Here is a 20,587-nt window from a genome sequence, read left to right on the forward strand (position 1 = left end):
TCGGGCGACTCGATACAGAAAAAACTTATCTTTAACCAAGCTTGAATATATTGATCGCTCCTGCTCTTGGTTGGCAATCAATTATTCAGCAAGCCCTAAATAGAGCCAAATTCAGATAAAAAACTTCGGAACCGTCGGGGGCGCGAATCAACTTTTCTATTACCGCAGGTAGTTGCTGTTGGCGGTACAACTCTGGAATTTCGCAGAAACTTTCTTCGGCAATTTCCAAAATCTTCGGCATCTCAGGAATGGGAATTCCCAAGCGATCGCTTTTATTTAAGCTGCAAACAATCAGGTAGTTGCAGTCAGCAATACTCCGACTGCTAGGAAATATTTTAGATAAATTAATCAGGGTAATTAGTTCTTCTTGGTGCCGAACTAAACTTTGACCGCTATCTAAAAAACCGTAGGGATTAAAGTCTTTGACAACGCGCTGCACTTTTTCTATAGGAACCGCATAATTAACGTTTCCCAGTTCAAAGGACACAAGTTTTCGAGGAGGAGTTCTGACAGCGCCTTGTTTTTTGCTGCGAAAGCGGCGATTGTAATTCGTGTGAGTCATGCGATTTTAGATTTTAGATTGGGAATCTATTCGTTACCAGGCACTGCTGGGAAATAGTATTTTTTTCTAGGTATGTAGTTGCGCTTCAGCGCTCTTTGTATATATATGAAAGAGCGCTAAAGCGCAACTACGTACCTTTATTTAATGTTTGATTAATTTTGGTATTGCTTCTAAAAGTTGAGATTCACTGTAAGGTTTCGTAAAATATTGATTGGCGCCTAATTCCATTGCCATTTGTCGGTGTTTTTCGCCGCTGCGGGATGTCAGCATGGCTACGGGAATCTTAGCAAACCGCTGGGTCGATCGCATAGAGCGCAATAATTCAAATCCATCCATCCGGGGCATTTCAATATCGACAATCGCCAAACTGCAATCAAGACCATTTTGCAGCTTTTCCAGGGCATCCAAGCCGTCTTTAGCCTGAACTACGCGGTAGCGGGCACGAGTCAGCATCAGAGACAACAACTGCCGAATTGTATAGGAATCGTCCACTACCAAAATCTGGGGCGACTGACTCGAAGTCGGCGCCACTTGTGGCACTTTACCAGACACAGGGGCGATCGAACTATTGGATAAAGGTTGACCCACCAAATCATCCACATCCAAAATAGTTACAACTTTACCGTCCCCCAAAATCGTACTCCCCAAAACCCCGCGAGGCTTGGATAGAGGAGGCGGCAAAGGTTTAACCACAATTTCCTGCTGGCCGATCAGGCGTTCCACGGCCACCGCCAGCATTCCTTCGGTAGAAGCCAAAACCAAGACGGGAATGTGATCTTGAGTCAAAGGGTCTGGAGAGGGGCCATCGGGCCCGACGACGCTGTATTCGAGCAAATCTTGCAGTCGCACCAAACGAATAAATTCATCCCGCCACCACAACATCGGCTGATTGCCGGCGGTGTGAACTTCCGAAGCTTTAATATGCAGAATTTCCTCGACTGCATCTAGCGGTACTGCTATTTTATTGCGATCGGTCTTTACCATCAAAGCCTCAGTAATTGACAGCAACAGCGGCAGTTTGATGATAAAACTCGTACCTTTTCCGAGGCGAGAGTCCACCTTCACAGTCCCCCGCACAGTCCGCAAATTTGTTCGCACCACGTCGAGTCCGACTCCTCGCCCGGAAAGATCGCTCACTTCCTCGGCAGTGCTGAAACCCGGCCAAAATAGAAAATCATAGAGTTCGGCAATCGAAAATTCTTGGGCTTGTTCTTCCGTCGCTAAACCCTTTTTAACTATTTTGCGGCGAATGATTTCCGGGTCAATACCTTTACCGTCATCGGCGACAGTAATAATAGTTTGGCCGCCTTGGTGGCGGGCTTCGATTTCAATTTGACCGCTGGCGGGTTTGCCAATTGCTTGCCGAACTTCGGGCATTTCGATGCCGTGGTCAAAAGCGTTTCTTACTAAATGTACCAAGGGATCGCGCAAAGCGTCGAGCAAACTTTCGTCAATTTTGGTATCCCTTCCTACTAACAGCAGGTTGACATCTTTATCGTAGGTGAGGCACATATCCCGAAGCGCCCTCGGTAAGTGGTCTACGGCGCGACTGAAACTCACGACTCGCAACTGCATGACGCGGCTGCGAAGTTGTTCGGTGATGCGGCGCAGTTGGTCGGTACTGCGCTCGAATTTCATTGCTAAGGTGTCTAATTTGGTGGCGGATTGAGAAATTGCTTCGGCGGTTTCGATGACTTCTGCGGCGGTTGAGTGGAACTCTGTATAACGATCCATCTCTAAGATATCGAAGTGAGAATGGTCGATCGAGGATTTGTCGTTAACAATCAGTGGAAATTCTGTTTCATATCCTGCAAGTTTTCCTAATCCCGAATTGCCGTTTCCTCCTCTCCAGTCTGCAAAACTCAGTCTGTCGTATTCTTCGCGCAACTGGCCGCCGAATTGATTTAAATCTACGATACTGCGGCGAATTCGCTTGACTTCGCCGCGCAATTCGGATTCTTGAAGTTCCAAATTTGTACGGTTGATCACTAATTCTCCGACTAGATTCACCAATTCTGTTAACCGTTCTAAGTCTACGCGGATTGTCGGTCTTTGGGGATTGGGGAGAGGGGGAGAGGGAGAGAGGGGAGAGGGGGAGAGGGGGAGAGGGGGGGAGGTTTCGGATGTTTGTGATTCGTTTGGGGGTGGGGGGGAGATTTGGGGGAGTTCGTTAGCGCAGCCCTCGAAGAGGATCGCCCTTCCGTCTAATAGCTGCTGGCGTGCGGTTTGCAACGACTGGGCGATCGCCCAACCCTCGGACTGCAACCGCTGTAAAGTCAAATCTGGAGAGTCGATCAAATCTCTGAGGGGTTCAGCGACTTTCCCAAAATCCGGCAATTGCAGCATTCCAGCCAAGCCGGAGAGTTGGTAATAAACCTGGTTGAGGGCGGTGACGCTTTTTGGCAAATCTGCCTCCGAAGCTTGGGAAAGCTCAGTTTCTAGGCGATTGAAGATTGGCGGCAATTCGTGTTCAAAAATCAGTTTCAGGGTTTCCGGGGCTGCCGATCGACTGGCTGCGGGGACTGGCGGCGGCCCCGGCTTGCCGTACTTTGCCTCGAACTGGGCATGAATTTGGGCGATCGCCTCCAGGTTTGACCTTTGATCGGGAGTGCTGACATCCGAGTGGTGAATTGCTTCGGCCGCTATCTTTTTGAGAGCATCCACCCCTTGCAGCAAAACAGTTATAGTGACCGGTTCCAGGGCCGACAAGTCCGTGCGATCGCGCAAAATGACAAAACAGTCCTCCAGCGTGTGAGCCGCCGCCGACACGTCTTGAAAGCCCAACATCGAACCCGCACCTTTAATCGAGTGAGCGGCCCGAAACATTTCTTTAACACCCGCTTGTCGCCCTTTCAAATCTGCGCCTTCCATCGCCAGCAGGTGAGTTTCCATTGATTGGAGAAACTCTTGCGTTTCTGCGGTAAAAGCATCTATTAATTCGTTTAAATCATCATCATCCATATATAGCAGTTGACAGTTGACAGTTGACAGTTGACAGTTGAGAGCTTGCCGTGAGCGTAGTCGAATGGTTGACAGTTGACAGTTACAAGGTACGGGAATCAAACCGTTTATGCTATAGGGTTCTAAGCTCTATTCATCAGGTTATTTATGTGAGCGCCGGATGTGGCGGTTGCTATAAATATGAATATCGGTGCCCAGTACTTTTGAACTATTACCGATAACCTCGGTTTTTTATTAATCCTTTGAACTCAACGAACTTTCTTTCGTTATTTCCGATTGCAAGCCAAGTTGTTGCCGCACTGCTTGCAATGATTTTCCTCTTTTTGCCTTCGGACGATCGCTTGGAGCCGGCACATCGTCAGCAGAAATAACTGGCTTTTTTAGAGCAGCCAGGAGTTGGTTTAATTCTGCTTGAAGTTCTGCCAATGATTCTCCATAAGGTGCAGTTTCTTTTTCCGAGCAGGCTGCGATCGCACCCGTATCGTCATAATACACCGTGCGAATTGTGTACCCGCCATCCTCAAAAAATACTCGATAATCCCAGTTCATCATAGTTCTTCCTCTTCCCCTTGAAATATGTATTTATTCCCAGGCTTGCCAGCGATGCGCTCTATACTGACAATTTTAACTTGCTGCTCAACGTTGTACAAAACGCGATATAGCCCCACTCTCAATTCCCATTCTGCTGTATTGTTTGGACGCAGGGGTTTCCGGTTGCGCGTCTCCGTAGTGGGTTCATAACAAAGGTTAGCTTCAATACCGTCAACAATTACATTCTGTTCGTGTTTTTTAAACCACTGCAAATCCTCAATTGCTTGGTCTGTAAACTCGATTTCAAACACGATAGCTGCACCTTAAAATATTCCAAATACCGATCTATGCTAGCATTCATCATCGCACACTGTGACTTCTTAAGGGGAGCCTCTTAATATCATCTCCGAAAAGGATGACCCTAATAAGATTGGTTTGTAGTGAGGACTTTAGTCCGCATCCATAGAAGGACTAAAGTCCTCACTACAAACCTTTGACTAATAACTAACTGCGGAAATTAGCCACCGACTTTTGCAATTTGCTGACAGAACCGGATAAATCATCAAGCGATGCTTTGACATCGGAACCTTTTTGGGCAGTTGTATTTGCAATCTCATTGACTTGCTGCATACTGTTAGAAATCTCCTCAGCCGAAACAGTTTGTTTAGCCGAAGCGCGAGTAATATTCTGCACCAAAGCATTCATTTCTCGACTAACTTCGATGATGGCATTCAGGTGAGTTTTAGCTTCGCTTGCTAGCTTAGTACCTTCCACTACCTCCAGTGTTCCCGATTCCATTGCCTTCATCACGCGGCTGATTTCTTCTTGAATTGTACCCACAATTTCCGATATTTCCTCAGTCGCGCCGGCCGATCGCTCTGCAAGCTTCCGCACCTCTTCGGCGACAACCGCAAAACCTAAACCTTGTTCGCCGGCTCTGGCTGCTTCAATCGTAGCATTGAGAGCTAACAAATTGGTTTGGGAAGCAAGCTGAGAAATCGAAGTGACAATTTTGCCGATTTGTTGCGAAGATTCGCCCAAACGCTTCATCATTTTTGAGGTAGAGGCGATCGTCAATCGGAGCTCGTTAATGCCTTCGACAGCGCGATCGACCGCCATACCGCCGACTTCTGCGGTGTGAGAAGACTGCTGAGCAACGGTTTCGGCGCGCACCGAAACATCTCGCACGTCGCGGATCGAATTCACGATTCGCTCGATTTCCCGCATGATTGCAGATATTTTTTCTGCTTGAACTTCCGCCTGTTGAGTGAGTTCGCTGGTATTGTTAATTGACTCGCCAGTGGCAGATGTTACCTGTTCGGCTAAAGTTTGAATTCCCGTTACCACCTTCCGCAGAGAACCAATTAAAAAGTTAAAAGAGTCGGCGACAGCACCTAAAACGTCATTCGTTACTTCCGCCCTGACTGTCAAATCCCCTTGAGCTGCGCCTTTAATTTCTCCCAACAGTTTGAGGACTTGCTGCGTCATCGAATCGGCTTCAGCTTTGCGTTCGGCTGCAAATTTTTCCAGTCCTTCCTCTGCCTCTTTGCGCTCGGTAATGTCAAAGCGGATGGCGATATATTTGACTATGGTACCGCTAGTATCGAAGATGGGGGCGATCGTGGAATCTACCCAATAAAACGAGCCATCTTTGCGCCGATTTTTGATTTCCCCTTTCCACACCAAACCGCGAGAAATTGTCAGCCACATTTCGGAAAAAAATGCTTTGGGATGGTAGCCAGAATTGACAATGCGGTGGTCGCGGTGCAGCAGTTCTCCCATGCTGAAACCGGATATTTGGGTGAATCTTTCGTTAACGTAGGTAATTATGCCTTTGAGGTCAGTTTCGCTGACGATCGCAGCTTCATCGAGGGCATTTTGCCGCGTTTTGAGTTCTTGCAGCAAGCGTTCCTGTGCCTCGGCCAACTGCTGCATCTGCTGCTGCGATGCTTTTTCCTGGGTGACGTTGCGACAAACGACTACACCACCTTTAATTGCTCCTGTTTCGTCTTTGAGCGGCCGGCCGTTAATTTTGACCCACAGGCCCTCAGGCTGGGCTGCGTGGCGGGTGAAAATATCTACATCGTCAACGGATTCTCCTCGAAGCGTGCGTACTAAAGGGATGTCGGCTGTGGGATAGGGAGTGACGGTATCGGGCAAAAATACACCGTATTTTGCCGCCCACTCGTTGGGGAGAGCATCTGTGGAACCCGAGCCAAACATATTTGTAGCGGCGGGGTTGAACAACACAAAATTGCCATTGGCATCGGCAGCAACCACGCCGTCGCTAATGCTGTTAATTAGCAGTTGCAAGAGATTGCTTTGCCCTCTAAATTCCTCTTCAGAACGGGCTAATTGGGCTGTTGTTTCTTGCAGTTGACTAATTGTTTGTTTGCTTTCGGTAATGTCGCGCGCGACTGCATACATGATCTTTTCTTCTATTAGCGGTCGCGATTTCCAGGACAGCCATTTGTAGGAACCGTCTTTGCAGCGGTAGCGATTTTCAAAAGATATTGTTTCGGCACCGCCGGCTACTTTTGCCGTTTCTGCCAAGGTTTTTTCCACGTCTTCGGCATGGACAAAATCGATAAAAGATTGGTTTTGGAGTTCTTCTACTGTGTAGCCGAGGGTTTTTGCCCAAGCGGGATTGAGACGCTTGAATTTGCCTTCAAAATCGGCAATGCAAAGCAAGTCTAGGGACAGGGTGAAAAATCGATCGCGCTCTGCTTCGGCTTTTTTGCGATCGGTAATTTCGATCGCCACACCGCCAACACCGATCGGTTTCCCGTCCTCTCCGGCCAAAGGAAAGTAAGAAGCCAGCCAATCTCGGATTACGCCCGGTTGATTGACGGTTGTACCTGCAACCTCAATATTTAAAAGCGGCTGGTTGTTTGCCAAAACCCCCTGCAAAATCGGCTGTAGAGTATCGACCATTTCCGGTATCACTTCTGTGACGGTTTTGCCTAGGTGCTCGGCAACTGAGGGCCCTGTAGTTTCTGCCAAACTTTCGTTGACTTGCACGAACCGCAACTTGTCGTCAAAAATAAACATTGAGGCTGGGGACGCTGCGAAAAATGCGTCAAAGCGGGATTGACGCAAAACTAATTCTCGTTCTAGGGCTTTGCGATCGGTCACTTCCAGAACGAAAGCACCGATACCAATGGGTTTGCCGTCCTCTCCCGGCAAAGGAAAGTAAGAAGACAGCCAATCCCGCACCACATCGGGCTGCGCGGTGGTGGCGTGGGAGAGTTCAATGTTTAAAATCGCTTCGTTGGTACTCAAAACCTGCTGGTACAGCGGGCCGAGAACCGGTGCCATTTCCGGTTCGGCTTCCCATAGGGTTTTGCCGATGTATGCTGAAGCCGGCTGACCTCCAAGTTCGGCAAGCTTTTCGTTGAACTGCACGAACCGCAGTTGGTCGTCGGTGATGAACATTCCCGCTGGTGCTGCGGCGAAAAAGGCATCAAAGCGAGCTTGACGCAAAGAAAGCTCTCGTTCTAGGGCTTTGCGATCGCTCAGATCGCGGCCTTCTGGAATTAATAGCACGACTTTGTCGCTCTCGTCTTTGATGGGTTTGAGGGAGAAGTCAAGGGTTGCGAGGAAACCCCCGGTAAGTAGGACTTCCGCTTCGTAGCGAACTACCTCGCCGGCGGCGGCTTTGGCGACAGCTTCTCGTACCTGTTGCTTGACTTCTGGGGAAATCTGCCACCACGGGGTTTCCCAAAACGGCTTGCCTACTACCTCTTCAATCCCCACCTCAGCGGCAAGGAGGGCTGTTTGGTTGATTTCCAAAACAGTACCGTCTGGCTCTAGCAGCCCCATGAATTGTAACGATTGGTCGAAAATGGCTCGGAACAGTCTTTCGCGATCGCGCAGCATTTCTTCTGCCCGTTTGCGATCGCTGATGTCGCGGGTAACTGTTGCCAACCCCATCGGCTCTCCTGTTTCTGGGTGTTTGACTGTAAATACGCTGTAGTCAACGGGAATGCGATCGCCGGTGCGAAAGTGCTTCAACCGAAACTCGCCCCGCCAAGAGCCAGTCTCCATGACGCACGGCATAATTTCTGCTGTGAATTGCTGGAGGTCTTCTGGAAAAAAGAATTCCCCCGTATTCTTAGTTTTGAGTTCTTCGGGAGAGTTGAGTCCCACTAGCTTAATGCCAGCGGAGTTCAGGTAAAATGGCTCTCCCTCCATTGTTGCCATCCCGATAAAATCCGAGCTACTTTCGACGATCGATCTCAATCTTTGATTTTCGATTTCGGATTGCTTGCGCCCTGTAATGTCGTTGTTGGTTTCTAAAATTGCTTTGGGTTTTCCCTGTTCGTCTCGCTGCAAATTCCAGCGGCTGAATACGGTAATTTTGGTGTGGTACTTCGTGGTGTGAATCAGTTCTCCTTCCCAATAATCCCGCTCTGCTAACTGTGCCGATATTATTTCTAAAGGCTGGGGAAACATGGTGTGAAAAAGAGTGTGGGTCAGTTGACCCAAAGCTTCTTGTTTCGTGAAGCCGTACATTCTCTGGGCGCCTTGGTTCCAATAATTAATCGTGCCGTCAATGTCTCGAACAATCAAAGCATCGCTGGCAAGGTCGAGCATTTGCAAGTTCTGCTGCAAGGCTTGTTCGGTGCGCTTGCGTTCTGTAATGTTGCGGGCGATCGTTGACATAAATTCAACTTCTCCGCTCTGGGATTTGTGGGCAATAATTACTTGGGAAACGGGTATTTCTTCGCCGTCTAAAGTCTGCCAAATTGTCTCGCCGCTCCACACCCCGTCCCGGCAAGCTGCGGGGATACCAACTTCCATCAGAGTGTCCATACTTTTGGGCGATGTTACGTCAGAAATACTAATTCCGGCTAAATCTGAGTCCTTGCCAACTCTCAACATTTCTCTGGCTGCGCGGTTGAGATAGATGCTGCGCTGTTGGGAGTCTGCCATGCCTACCCAGTCGGTGGTGGTTTCTAAGATTGCTTTGAGCCGCAATAGTTCTTGTTCGGATTCGCGCCGTTGTGTGATGTCGCGCGAGAAGCCGAGAACGCCTAGAATCTTGCCTTCTGCGTCTTTGAGGGGCGATTTTTGGGTGTCGAAGATGTGTACTTTGCCGTCTGCTAAGGAGGCAATGTCGTTGGGGTTATGGACTTCCTGACCGTTGAGTACGGCTGTGTCATCAGCGCGCCAGCCTTTAACTTGTCTTTGAGGATCTGTTTGGGTATGGAAGTTGCCGAATATTTGCTCTGTGGGTACGTTGAGTTCTAGGTCATCTTTGCCTAGCATTTCTGCTTGGGTTTTGCCGAAGGCGGCGGCGAAACCTGCGTTGACTAGGCTGTAGCGGAAGTTTCGATCTTTGACGAAGATCAAGTCTGGGGTAGCGTCAATAACTGTTCGCAGCAAGTTTTGGGAGCTTTCAGCCTCGGCGAGTGTCTCCCGCAGTTGTTCTTCCATACGCACCCGGTTGGTGATTTCTCTAATGGCGCAAACGAGGACTTTGCTGCCGCCGGCATCTACAAAGGTAGATTTTTTGACCGACAGAAAACGGGTATTTCCGTCCGGTTCAGTAATGGTTTCTTGGGTTTCGCTGCTGGTGTTTGCCCAGAAAACTAATTGGTTTTTTTCTTCATATATGTCTGCTTGTTCTTTGGGCAAGAAGTCGCGGTAAGCTTTGCCAATTAGTTCCGATCTGCTGCGACCGATGTATTGACAAAAGGCATCATTTAATGCTAGCCAGCGGTGCTGTTCGTCTTTGACATAAATCGGGTCAGGGATGGTGTTGATGATGTTGTTTAAAAATTGTTCAGAGGCTTTTAATTGCTCTTGAACAGCGGTGCGATCGCGAACTTCCTGTTGCAATAGTGCGTTGGTTTGCTGAATCTGCTCGGTTCTGTCATTGACTCGCTGCTCTAGTTCTGCGGTTAGCTGCTGCAATTTGGCTTCTGTCTGTTTGCGCGCTGTTATGTCGCGGCCTTCCGCGAGAATTTGAAATACTTCTCCTGTTTCATTTAACAGGGGCTTAAATGATATGTCAATTACTGTCACCTGGTTGTTGGCTCCGGTGATTTCGTATTCTTCCCGTACAAACTTGCCTGCCGAGACTTGTTTAATGTTGGTTTTGAGGCGCTGCTGGTTGGTTGGGGATGATGCCCACCAAGGTGTGTGCCAAAATTTTAGCCCCAGCACTTCTGATGGTTCCAAATCGCCCAATTCTAATGCTGTCTGATTTGCTTCGATCAGAGTGCCGTCTGGGTTCAATAATGCGATTAGTTGAAAAGCTTGGTCGAAGATTGCCTGAAATCGCTGGGTTGTTTCGCTGAGGGCTTGTTCTGTTGCTTTTTTGGAGGTAAGAATTTGGGTGGAACCTACTAAGAATTGGTAGCGGTTGGACAGACTCAAAAAGGCGATCGCCGGAATGACAGTTATCCAATCCGATACAGTTTGTGCCACATGGGAGTGCGGCAATCCCAGGTATTCGGCTGCGTGGCCGCTGTGGCCGAAAGCGCAGCTCCAAAATATGGCTGCTGTGACTGTGGCGAAGATGTCGAACCCGAATTGACGGTTTCGCCACAAACCTAAGCTGATTAGCGAGGCGATCGCAAAGTAACAGAAACAAATAATACAATTGGCAATCCCAGCTACCAGCGAAATAGAAAAGTCAGGTAATGTCAGGGTGAATGTCGTGGCGATCGAACTATAGATAAAATTCATGATAAAATTAAGAATTGGTAAATTAAAGGCGATCGATTTTAGATTTTAGATTTTAGATTGACTCCATATTCTTCCTTTGTCAATTGTCAACTGCCTAAAAACCTCACTGTCAACTGTCAACTGTCAACTGTCAACTGCCAACTGCCAACTGTCAACTGTCAACTGCCAACTGTCAACTGTCAACTGTCAACTGTCAACTGTTTAATTACCAGCGTTCGGAATGAGCGATCGCTTCGACATCGACTATCATTAGCAAGCGTCCTTCAGAATTGTACAAACCTTTTAAGAAGGGAGCTAAGTCGGGACTGACATCTACTGCTGAGACAGTGCGATCGGGATTTAGAGACAAAACTCCTTCGACACGGGAGACAGCCAAGCCCATCCGCATTTTCGACAATCTCACATCTCGCGGATCGGGCGCTTCCACCACTAAGATGCGGCTGCTTGGGTGGTGGGTGTCAACCGGATCGAGCCCAGCAAACCGTCCGAAGTCTGCTGCTGCTAGGATTTCGCCCCGCAAGTTGGTTAATCCCAACAAAAATGGCAGGGTGTTAGGAACCGGGGAAATCGGTTGTTCGTTGAGGGAAAGAACTTCCCGCACTGCTTCTAACTCTACGCCAAAGAGACTGCCTCCTTGACCGAAAAGGAGAAATTGCTTTGTTCCAGTTGTCTGATTCCCCGCCGCCTGGGTAGCAGTTGTTTTCATTCCTGATTTTTTGTTTCTAGTGTATCTTACAAATGAGGAATTTGCTTTGCTAGGAAAGCCGATCGCTCCGAGAGTTTATCTGGATCGGTTTTACAGGATCAAATGGTTAAATAAATAGCGGGCTGGGCAACTGGAATGATTTCTCTAATATATCTACCACTTTTAAGGAATTTAGAAACCATGTTTGTTGAAAAAAAAACTGGGTTTCTCGCTATGATATTTGGTGAATGCTACTGAACACTTGATATAGCACAAAAGAGTGTGAGTGAGGTCAAGCGCGATTACCAATTACCTATTGCCAATTACCTCACTATTAGGAGAACGGCTATATTAGACCTCTTGCAAAAAAAATATATGTTATCCTTAAAAGTTTGCTCAAGTTTAGGTCAAACTTTGAATTATGGGGTTGATTGGCATCTCCTTAAACTTCGCTGCACGATGTTGACGAGTTGCTGAGGCTCAAATGGTTTGCTGACGTAAGCATCGGCGCCTAAATCGGTTCCCCAAGCTTTATCGATATCGGTGTTTTTATGAGTACAAAATACTACTGGCAAGTGTGCAGTGGCGCGATCGCCCCGCAATTCTCTGATCACTTCAAATCCGTTCATTCGTGGCATCACTACGTCTAACACCACGAGATCCGGCGGCACTTCTCGGATCAGCGCGATCGCTTCTTCGCCGTCACCAGCCCGGATCACCTGCATTCCGGCATCTTGAAGAATGCGACAGATGATTTCCAGTTCGCTGGGAACATCGTCCACTACTAAAATTTTTGACATAATTTCACACTTCCTTACTATTGTTCACGGCGGATAATCTCGCTCCAGAAGCTGCTGGGGTGATGGCTTTCGCCCCGCTTCACTACGGTTATTTGATTGCGCCATTTTGCAAACAAATCAATGCACTTCTAAATACAATATAGCCGGTTACATAGCCTCAGCGAAGAAGGAAGAAGGAAGAAGGAAGAGGGAAGAAGGAAGAGGGAAGAAGGAAGAGGGAAGAAGGAAGAGGGAAGAAGGAAGAGGGAAGAGGGAAGAAGGAACAAGAAAGAGGGAAGAATAAGCCAGAATAAGCCAGAATAAGCCAGAAAGAAGAAGTCCGATGAAGTCGGAAGAGAAAAAAAGCTATCCCTGCCTCCGTGACTTCCGTGTCGCGAATCAAGGGAATTGGGAATTCCCAATTCCCACTTAAGAATGAGAATTAAATAACTTACACAAGTTTGTGGGGTGGGCGGGAGAGCCCGTCCAAAAAGGGCGGGCTCTCCCGCCCACCCCACAATAACAATTAAAATTGTAAGTTATTTAATTTGCGATCCTTAGCCGCATTTAAGCTTCGATAATTACTCGCAAATTGCCGCGTTTTTTCATCACCCGACAAGCGGTTGAGGAACCAGATCTCTCAAATTCCAAATCTAGCAAAGTTGAGCCTATCCTTAAGTTGTTTAGCGACAACTTATTAATCGATTCTGGTAAGGCTGGATCGATAATTCGCAGTTGGTTGTTAGGGGCATCGGGAACTAAATTTAACATCATTTGCAACAGTTGAAAAATGCTGCCAGTTGCCCAAGCTTGGGGCGAGCAAGCTACAGGATACTGCACGGGGCGATCGCTCTGGCTGTTGCGCTCGTAGCCGCAAAAAAGTTCGGGGGGACGCTCGTAGGGTTGCAGCAAAGTCATGTCAAATAAGCCTTGAGCTACTTCTAGGGCTTGTTCGACTCGGCCGAGCGATCGCAATCCCATAGCTGTCAAAGCGTTGTCGTGCGGCCAGACTGAGCCTGTGTGGTAGCCTATGGGATTGTAGGCGGGAGATAAGGAGGATAGGGTGCGAATTCCCCAACCGCTAAACATATCTAGGGCTTGCAATCTTTCAGCTACGCTGCGAGCTTTTTCTCGCGACAAAATGCCGAGGTGCAAACAGTGTCCCGGATTTGATGAAATGCTGTCTACAGGTTTGCCTTGGCCGTCTAATGCTAGGGCGCAATAATCTAAATCTTCGATCCAAAAATCGCGGTTGAATCGGGTTTTTAGGTCTTTTGCTTCTTCTAGCCAGCGATCGCATAAATCGATGCGTTTCTTGATGCGGGCAATCTCTGCCAGCCTGGTTTTGGCAGCGTAAACGTAGGCTTGGACTTCGCAAAGGGCGATCGCTCCTTCTGCAATGACGCCCGATCGGTTGACGATGCAATCTCCCGAGTCTTTCCAGCCTTGATTTGCTAAGCCGCGCTGGGATTTTTTGTAATAGCTGAGGTAGCCTGTGGCGGCACATTTGCGATCGATCCATTCCATCGCTGCCAAAGCATTTGGCCACAAAAGATCTAAAGTTTGGCTGTCGTATGTCCAGGCGTAATATTCAGCGTAAAGCATCAACCACAAAGGCGTAGCATCGACTGTTCCGTAATAGGGAGTGTGGGGAATTTCGTTGCAGCGAGCCATTTCTCCCATGCGAATTTCATGCAGTATTTTGCCCGGTTCTTCGTCGCGCCAATCGTCGTCGGTTTTGCCTTGATAGTGAGCTAAGGTTGTCAGAGTTTGTCTGGCTAAACTTGGATCGAGAATTAAGATTTGAGCAGCGGCGATGATGGAGTCGCGCCCGAATAATGTCGAGAACCAGGGAACTCCGGCTGAAATTGCTTTGCCTTTGCCAAAGGTTTGTCGTAGGGAATAAATGTCTTGTTCGGCGCGTTTTAGGAGTCGATTAAAGGTGTTTTTATCTGACTTAATTCTGGTAATTTCGGTCAGCCATTCTCGCTCTTCTAAAAGTTCCGCTGCTTTGGCTTGAACTAGGTTTACGGGAGTGGTAACTTGGGAGATCGATTTGCCGTCGATCAGCATTTTGAGCCGATATCCCAATTTGATTGCTTCGTGGGATTTTAGGGAGATGCGCCATACTGCTGTATTCCCCTGAAACAGTGATGGTGGCTGGTTGTAAAACTCGATCCGAGATTCCATTACTAAGCCGTCTAAACCTTGGTAGGCAAGGGTTAAATCTTGTTGAAGATCGCAGAAAGGATATGGGGCGATCGCTCGATCGCCGATCGAGTTTTTTGCTGATTCTTGAATTGGCACATTTGGGTTTTCTACTGCCGGATTTTCACCGTGGCTATTGCCGTTTGCAGCGTCAGGAAAAGCTGCTTTGTCTGCAAATTCGCTGGGGGATGCTCCGTCGGTTTTTTGGGGCATCAGGCGCAGGAGTTTCCCGCGCTGGGAGCGGCCGTAACCCCGGACTTCAAATAAGTCTAAGAAATCTGAGCTGAAGCTGAGACTTATTTCAAAGCTGACTGGTTTTGTGGTGAAGTTGGTGATTTCTATTTCTTCAAATAAACCGCCGTTGAGCACCATTTCTCGCCTGATGCCGATGGTTTCTGCCTGGATGCGATCGTCAATGCGGGGATTTGAGCACAAAACTGTTTGCAGGTAGCCTTTTTCGGCGTTGCTGCTGAGCAAAATTGGCGATCGCCCTTCTATTTGCAATTCTAGGCGGCTGAGGAAGCGCGTGTCGTGGCAAAACAACCCAAAGCTAGACACGTTGTCGTCTTCTAAGCAGCCTGAGATGTTGCCGAGGGTGTCAGTAATCAGGAATAAATCATCGTCTTTGAGGGTGAGTGTTGGTTGAGGTCGATCGGCGATCGCGCAAGGCCACTCGGTTACGGGTAACTCCGCAGCAGCGACAAATGTTTTTCCTTCTATTTCATAGGTATCGGTCATTTTTACAAAAAGTGGATTCCCAGCTTTCAAAAGTTTAATTTTCTTGAGCTTTTGACTCTTGACTTTTTGGCATTAAATTTTGACACGAAGCACCCTGATGTAATGCTTCACTATTAGCATCATACCATTTTTTTTCAACTGATGCCAGCAAATAGTTGACTTCCTAAAATAAATTTCATTTTTCTTAAATCCGGACTAAAAAGTGAAGTGCTCGGTAAAAAATCAGCATGATATCGACCAACTAATACAGCAGTTTTTAATAGACTTATTGCAAAAATAGCTAGGACGGGCTAGAAGCCCATCCCACATTTTTTTCTTGTGGGATGGGCTTCTAGCCCGTCCCCAAAATAGCTAGGACGGGCTAGAAGCCCATCCCACATTTTTTTCTTGTGGGATGGGCTTCTAGCCCGTCCCAAAAAATTAATTAAAAAAACTTTTGTAATATTATCTAATCTTCTGAAATACATTAGGGACATGGCAATGCCGTGTCCTTCTTCCTCTTGCTGCTGAGAATCTTCTACTGAAAGTTCGAGCCTGTTTTACGACAACTAAAATGACAATTAATTAAACTCAGGTAAAAACCGGGTGTTTCCATAAAATAACCCGGTTGATTGAATGTGGTAAGTAAATTTTCGATAACTAAACCTGCCTTGCGTTTAATTTGTCATCGCCCAGCTATCTGCCGTGCAGTTCTAATTCTGTCAAATGATGCGCGTGACCGTTTTGAGAAAATCGCTCTTTTAAAATTTGTCGGTAAACTGCTTCATAGCCATCGACCATTGTTTTAACGCTGAAGCGATCGATCGCGTGTTGGCGACAAGCGCTGCGATCGAGTTCTCGGGCCGGCTCGATGGCGGCGATACATTCTGCCACGCTTTCGCACAGAAAACCCGTTTTTTCGTGAACAATAACTTCGGAAGTCGAGCCTAATTTCATGGCAATTACGGGCGTTCCCGTTACCATGGACTCAATCATGACTAACCCGAAAGGTTCGCGCCAAGTAATCGGAAATAATGTGGCGACTGCACCGCCCATCAGCACGCTTTTTTGGGCGTGGTTGGCTTCGCCTAAATATTCTATTTGCCTGCCGTCAATGTGCGGCTTGATTTCTTGCTCGAAATATTCGCGATCGACAACATCAACTTTTCCAGCCATCTTTAAATGCCAGCCGGAGGCCTTAGCAATTTCTATGGCTAAATGAGCCCCTTTTTCTGGTGAAATTCGACCTAGAAAAGCTAAATAAGCAGGATTGTCCGGCTGCTGGTAAAATTCGTAGGTGGTCGGATCGATGCCGTTATAAACTGTGGCGACGCAGTTGAGATTTAATCTATCTTCCCGCTGAGAGTTAGAAATACTTAGATAGGGCTGAGTGCGGGCCAAGCTAAACATCTTCTCGTTGTCTGGGGTAAAAATGCCGTGGAGGGTGTGAACTGTGGGCGTTTTTACTAAGTGCGAGTAAGACAAAGCTGTGCAGCCTACGTGGGAATGAATGATATCAAATTCTCCGGCTTTTCCATATACTTTGCTCAGTTGCATCATATCGTAAATGCCGTATTCTTTAACGGTGGGATCGAGACGCAGCGCTCTGGGGTGAACTGATTCTAAAGTAGCAGAAGTAATTGAATCGCCGGAGGCAAATAAGGTGACTTCATGTCCCCTTCTGACTAATTCTTCGGTCAAGAGGCTGACCACCAGTTCAATTCCTCCGTAAGCTGGGGGCGGAACTCGCTCGAACAGGGGGGCAATTTGGGCAATTCTCATCACAAACCTTCTAATTTTATTTACTGTAAAATTTCCTACGCGATTGAGGATTGTTACACTAGGTAGTGTTAGCAACTTCTCTTAACTTTTAAGTTACTCTCGCGCACAACTAAATTTAATAACAATTTACAAATTTAGTCTATGCTACTTGAGAGGGAGATTGTGATTTCAGTTGACAGTTGACAGTTGACAATTGACAGTTGAGTGCGACCTCTACCTGGAAGTCCGAGGATGGGAGTAATGAATAGTCTGATTTTAATTTCTCAAGGGCGATCGGGCTTTGGGCTTTAAACCAATTCTTTCGGGTAGGGCGATCGCACTTGTGTGCTTCTTTTTTGAGTTCACAGGACTACTGCCGCACGGACAAGCTAGCTTGACTTCTGCCGAAAGAGAGCATAACGCCCAACCCCAGCTAGTTTTCCCAGTCGTACCTTCCCTGAATATCGAAAATTGTGTAAAATATTACAATCACAGAAATGACGCGCGGGCGAGCCAATCAACGGGGTTTTCAATTGCGATCGATCGCGCACTTGCGAGAGATTTCTCTACAAGAGTCGGTTGAAAGTTGACAGTTGAAAGTTGACAGTTGACAGTTGACAGTTGACAGTTGACAGTTGACAGTTGACAGTTGACAGTTGACAGTGACTTCTACATGGAAGGAATATAGTGCAATACCGTTTACTTAAGACAGATCCCCCCTAACCCCCCTTGAAAAAGGGGAGTAGGGGGTGGGACAAGAATGCTCTCAAAGTCCCCCTTCTTAAGGGGGATTTAGGGGGATCTCCGGCGCATAAATAGTGTTAAGTCAACCGTATTGGAATATAGTGCTGTCGCGAACTCGCAAGTTGTAGAATACGCGAGCTCTTGCGTGCTCGCACTATAATAAAAAAATGCTTTTCGCAAAACAGAGATGCTCCCCTTTAAACCAATTCTTTCTGGTCAAAAATTGCATCATGCTAGTGCAGCAACTTTATAGCAAACAAATTATAAATATGAGCGTTCAGTTTCGCCAAATTCAACTACCGGAAAATCCCAGCCAGCGGCTGCCAGAAAAAACAAAAACTGCGGGAAGCTTTGCACAGAAAAGCAAGCCAAATATTAGCGAAGTGAAAGCAGGTGTTTTGCGAGGAATGGCAGAAATTATAGCAGATATTGAGGGCGATCGAGCTGACAGTATTACTCCTCTAGAATGGACTTATTGTCTCTGGGCTAAATCTCAATGGGATATGAAAAATCCCGATCGCACTAGAGAAGTATCTCAAGCTATTTGGCTGGTAGCTCAGAACAACGTGCGCCTGAAACAGCAGTTGTTGTGGCGTTTGGCGCTGCATTACAGCCACCAGTTAGAAAATCCTGTTTCTAGCAATGCTCCCGCCCTCGATCGAGCTTTGGTAGAGTGCTTTGCCGACTTTGCCAATACAGCGACTGGCACCGATGCTTTGCCAGTACAAATCATTAAAATACTGACCCGCGATTTACCGGATTACGAGCTAGCAAAATTGACTTGGCAATACCTAAAAACCCCAGTAGAACTATTAGGAAAAGCTCAGTTACCCGCAAGTATCCCCGTAGTCGATCGCGCCGGGCGACACCTTGCCGGAATTTTTGCCAAAAATCAGGTTGCCGATTTGTCGGGTGTAGAATGGCTGCTCAGGTGCTTGAAGGAAATGCCACCAGCGTCGCAACTTGCAGCAGTTGAAGAGTTGTTAGTTAAAATTTCGAGCGATATTCTCAAAAATCAACGGCCGAAATTGGTTGAGTGGGTGCGAGACGAATATTATCCGAAATTGCAGTTACTTTCGGCTCCCGCTCAAGAGTCGCTGAGGCGATGGATTGGCGGACTAAATTACAGTTATTTCCAGAAAACAATCGATTTGGTGGCCCGGATGCTGCGGCTGTCTGATGCGGAAATTAAGCAGTTGGAGGAGCGCCGGGATTTTTGGGCTAATTATACCGATCGCCTGCTGCGGGTGCGGTTGCTGTTGCCGCAGTCGTCTGTGAGCGCGATCGGCTACCAGTTGCCCTTTGATGTGGATATCTTGCCGGAAGACGGCAATCCTCCAACGGAAGTTTGCATTTTTCAGTTGGAGGGCTATTGCGCGATCGAGTTTTTCCGGGGCACCGGCGCCGAAATTCGCTTGATTAAGCGTACCAAAGAGAGCGATCGGCTGTTGTTTGTCAAAAAAGAACTGTCTGTTAAGCGCATCAGAAAATTAGGTGGCGAAGTGCACGATCGCGTTTTCATGTGGCAAAGTTCTTGCGAAAAGTGGCTGAAGCAGAAAAAAATTATGCCCAATGAGGGGACTAAATCTTTTCAGGGAATGTCGCAGTATTACGGCAAATATGATTCTACAAATGGCTTGAGAATGCCGGAACCTCAGGAACAAAAAGAGCGGGAAGTTTTATTGAAAAAGTGGCAGAAAGAAATGGAAAGTTTGGCAGCAGAGAGCAAATAGTCAGTTGCCAATACTATCTAAAGTAATAGTTGAATCGGGAGAATCTCAGTTTAGTATTACTTAAGCGCACAAAAAAGATGAGATGACATCAAATGTTTGAGCGTGGTTGTACCGTAAAATTTTGCACCGCATTCATCTCCTCGTGCGAGACTTGCAGTCCGAAAAATTTTAGCGAGGGACGTTGGGGGCGATACCGCTGTCAAGTCTCAACCTTTTTCCTCTCTACGGCTGCTCGGTTCAAGCTGTGGATGCGTTTTTGATCTAGCGTGCGATTCATCGGTGAGAAAGATACTGCGATCGGCTATAATCAAGAGTTAGAAAAAAAGAACACCGATCGCGCAAAAATATGGTTGCCACTCAGAAGAATCTCAACATAGTCGCCCTGGAAGCAGAATACAGTCAAAAAACACCGCGAGAAATTCTCAAATTTGCCCTAGACAATTTTGACAATATTTCAATCTCTTTCAGCGGTGCCGAAGATGTAGTTCTGATCGACATGGCATCAAAAATTACCAAAAACTTCCGCGTTTTCACCCTAGACACGGGACGGTTGCACTCAGAAACCTATGAGTTTCTGGAGCGAGTTAGAAAACATTACGGCATTAAATTAGAAGTAATGTTTCCCGATTCAGCAGAAGTACAAGCCCTAGTAGATGAAAAGGGATTGTTTAGTTTTTATGAAGACGGCCACAAAGAATGCTGTGGCGTGCGGAAAGTCAAGCCGCTTCGCCGCAAATTGAATACTCTCGATGCTTGGATTACCGGTCAGCGCAAAGACCAAAGTCCCAGTACCCGCAACGGTATTCCGGTGATTGAAGTTGACGGTGCTTTTTCAACTCCAGACCATGAATTAATTAAATTCAACCCCTTAGCAAACTGGTCTTCGGCAGAGGTTTGGGAATACATTCGCGCTTTGGAAGTGCCTTACAATAAGTTGCACGAACGCGGTTTTGTCAGCATTGGTTGCGAACCTTGTACGAAACCTGTATTGCCAAACCAACACGAACGCGAAGGTCGTTGGTGGTGGGAAGAATCGACGATGAAAGAGTGCGGTTTGCACGCTGGTAATGCACAAAAATAGTTGACAGTTGACAGTTGACAGTTGACAGTTAACTAATGGGAGCATCTCAGTTTTGCATTTATTATAGTGCTGTCCCCGCTCGCGAGCTGTACAATACTCGCGAGCTCTTAAGCTCGCACTCAAAGAAAA

At 47.2% G+C, this 20,587-nt stretch carries 13 protein-coding genes; 4 read left to right on the top strand and 9 right to left on the bottom strand.

What is annotated here, in order from left to right; genetic code table 11:
• Positions 1-85: 85 nt before the first annotated feature.
• The 7 genes from JGK14_RS30175 to JGK14_RS30205 all read right to left on the bottom strand — a co-directional run bounded on the left by JGK14_RS30175 (position 86) and on the right by JGK14_RS30205 (position 12,235).
• Positions 86-562: a chemotaxis protein CheW gene (locus JGK14_RS30175; RefSeq protein WP_325315847.1), complete on the bottom strand. Its 477-nt coding sequence runs from the start codon at positions 560-562 to the stop codon at positions 86-88.
• A 141-nt stretch (positions 563-703) separates the two neighbouring features.
• Entirely contained in the window at positions 704-3,523 is a 2,820-nt protein-coding gene (locus JGK14_RS30180) for a hybrid sensor histidine kinase/response regulator (RefSeq protein WP_293191482.1), read from the bottom strand.
• A 234-nt stretch (positions 3,524-3,757) separates the two neighbouring features.
• A complete protein-coding gene (locus JGK14_RS30185) occupies positions 3,758-4,075 on the bottom strand; it encodes a hypothetical protein (protein WP_293277120.1) in 318 nt (105 codons plus the stop codon).
• Positions 4,072-4,365, bottom strand: coding sequence for a type II toxin-antitoxin system RelE family toxin (locus JGK14_RS30190; protein WP_293175159.1), 294 nt, complete (start codon positions 4,363-4,365; stop codon positions 4,072-4,074). The genes JGK14_RS30185 and JGK14_RS30190 overlap by 4 nt, the downstream gene beginning before the upstream one ends.
• Before the next feature lie 193 nt (positions 4,366-4,558).
• The gene (locus tag JGK14_RS30195; protein ID WP_325315848.1) at positions 4,559-10,750 is read right to left on the bottom strand and encodes a PAS domain S-box protein; all 6,192 of its coding nucleotides are present in this window, start codon (positions 10,748-10,750) and stop codon (positions 4,559-4,561) included.
• Between the two features lie 205 nt (positions 10,751-10,955).
• A complete protein-coding gene (locus JGK14_RS30200; RefSeq protein WP_293142860.1) occupies positions 10,956-11,456 on the bottom strand; it encodes a chemotaxis protein CheW in 501 nt (166 codons plus the stop codon).
• Between the two features lie 398 nt (positions 11,457-11,854).
• Positions 11,855-12,235 carry a response regulator transcription factor gene (locus JGK14_RS30205; protein ID WP_325315849.1) on the bottom strand — a complete coding sequence of 127 codons (381 nt, stop codon included), beginning with the start codon at positions 12,233-12,235 and terminating at the stop codon, positions 11,855-11,857.
• A gap of 106 nt (positions 12,236-12,341) precedes the next feature.
• Between JGK14_RS30205 and JGK14_RS30210 the strand changes: the two genes are divergently transcribed.
• Positions 12,342-12,518, top strand: a complete 177-nt coding sequence (locus JGK14_RS30210) for a hypothetical protein (protein ID WP_293324378.1) — start codon at positions 12,342-12,344, stop codon at positions 12,516-12,518.
• Positions 12,519-12,781: 263 nt separating this feature from the next.
• Here JGK14_RS30210 and JGK14_RS30215 read toward each other — a convergent pair whose 3' ends face one another.
• Together JGK14_RS30215 and JGK14_RS30220 are read right to left on the bottom strand one after the other, a co-directional pair.
• Positions 12,782-15,160 (bottom strand): amylo-alpha-1,6-glucosidase, encoded by a 2,379-nt coding sequence (locus tag JGK14_RS30215; protein WP_293191489.1) that lies wholly within the window; start codon positions 15,158-15,160, stop codon positions 12,782-12,784.
• A 675-nt stretch (positions 15,161-15,835) separates the two neighbouring features.
• Positions 15,836-16,921 (bottom strand): glycosyltransferase family 4 protein, encoded by a 1,086-nt coding sequence (locus tag JGK14_RS30220; RefSeq protein WP_293216426.1) that lies wholly within the window; start codon positions 16,919-16,921, stop codon positions 15,836-15,838.
• A gap of 280 nt (positions 16,922-17,201) precedes the next feature.
• On the opposite strand from JGK14_RS30220, the gene JGK14_RS30225 reads away from it, so the two are divergent.
• The 3 genes from JGK14_RS30225 (at position 17,202) to JGK14_RS30235 (ending at position 20,458) form a co-directional block, all read left to right on the top strand.
• Positions 17,202-17,483 (top strand): hypothetical protein, encoded by a 282-nt coding sequence (locus tag JGK14_RS30225; RefSeq protein ID WP_293216424.1) that lies wholly within the window; start codon positions 17,202-17,204, stop codon positions 17,481-17,483.
• A 430-nt stretch (positions 17,484-17,913) separates the two neighbouring features.
• Positions 17,914-19,377 carry an EH signature domain-containing protein gene (locus JGK14_RS30230; protein ID WP_293216422.1) on the top strand — a complete coding sequence of 488 codons (1,464 nt, stop codon included), beginning with the start codon at positions 17,914-17,916 and terminating at the stop codon, positions 19,375-19,377.
• A gap of 346 nt (positions 19,378-19,723) precedes the next feature.
• A complete protein-coding gene (locus JGK14_RS30235; protein ID WP_293210630.1) occupies positions 19,724-20,458 on the top strand; it encodes a phosphoadenylyl-sulfate reductase in 735 nt (244 codons plus the stop codon).
• The last annotated feature ends 129 nt before the right edge of the window (positions 20,459-20,587 follow it).

This window comes from Microcoleus sp. PH2017_28_MFU_U_A (assembly GCF_020738035.1).
In the GTDB taxonomy this organism is placed as follows: domain Bacteria; phylum Cyanobacteriota; class Cyanobacteriia; order Cyanobacteriales; family Microcoleaceae; genus Microcoleus.

What these genes read in the sequence shown, in the direction of transcription:
- JGK14_RS30180 (WP_293191482.1), bottom strand. Translation starts at nt 3,523, where the DNA reads ATGGATGATGATGATTTAAACGAATTAATAGATGCTTTTACCGCAGAA.
- JGK14_RS30205 (WP_325315849.1), bottom strand. Translation starts at nt 12,235, where the DNA reads ATGTCAAAAATTTTAGTAGTGGACGATGTTCCCAGCGAACTGGAAATC.
- JGK14_RS30195 (WP_325315848.1), bottom strand. Translation starts at nt 10,750, where the DNA reads ATGAATTTTATCTATAGTTCGATCGCCACGACATTCACCCTGACATTA.
- JGK14_RS30200 (WP_293142860.1), bottom strand. Translation starts at nt 11,456, where the DNA reads ATGAAAACAACTGCTACCCAGGCGGCGGGGAATCAGACAACTGGAACA.
- JGK14_RS30220 (WP_293216426.1), bottom strand. Translation starts at nt 16,921, where the DNA reads ATGAGAATTGCCCAAATTGCCCCCCTGTTCGAGCGAGTTCCGCCCCCA.
- JGK14_RS30235 (WP_293210630.1), top strand. Translation starts at nt 19,724, where the DNA reads ATGGTTGCCACTCAGAAGAATCTCAACATAGTCGCCCTGGAAGCAGAA.
- JGK14_RS30215 (WP_293191489.1), bottom strand. Translation starts at nt 15,160, where the DNA reads ATGACCGATACCTATGAAATAGAAGGAAAAACATTTGTCGCTGCTGCG.
- JGK14_RS30185 (WP_293277120.1), bottom strand. Translation starts at nt 4,075, where the DNA reads ATGATGAACTGGGATTATCGAGTATTTTTTGAGGATGGCGGGTACACA.
- JGK14_RS30175 (WP_325315847.1), bottom strand. Translation starts at nt 562, where the DNA reads ATGACTCACACGAATTACAATCGCCGCTTTCGCAGCAAAAAACAAGGC.
- JGK14_RS30230 (WP_293216422.1), top strand. Translation starts at nt 17,914, where the DNA reads ATGAGCGTTCAGTTTCGCCAAATTCAACTACCGGAAAATCCCAGCCAG.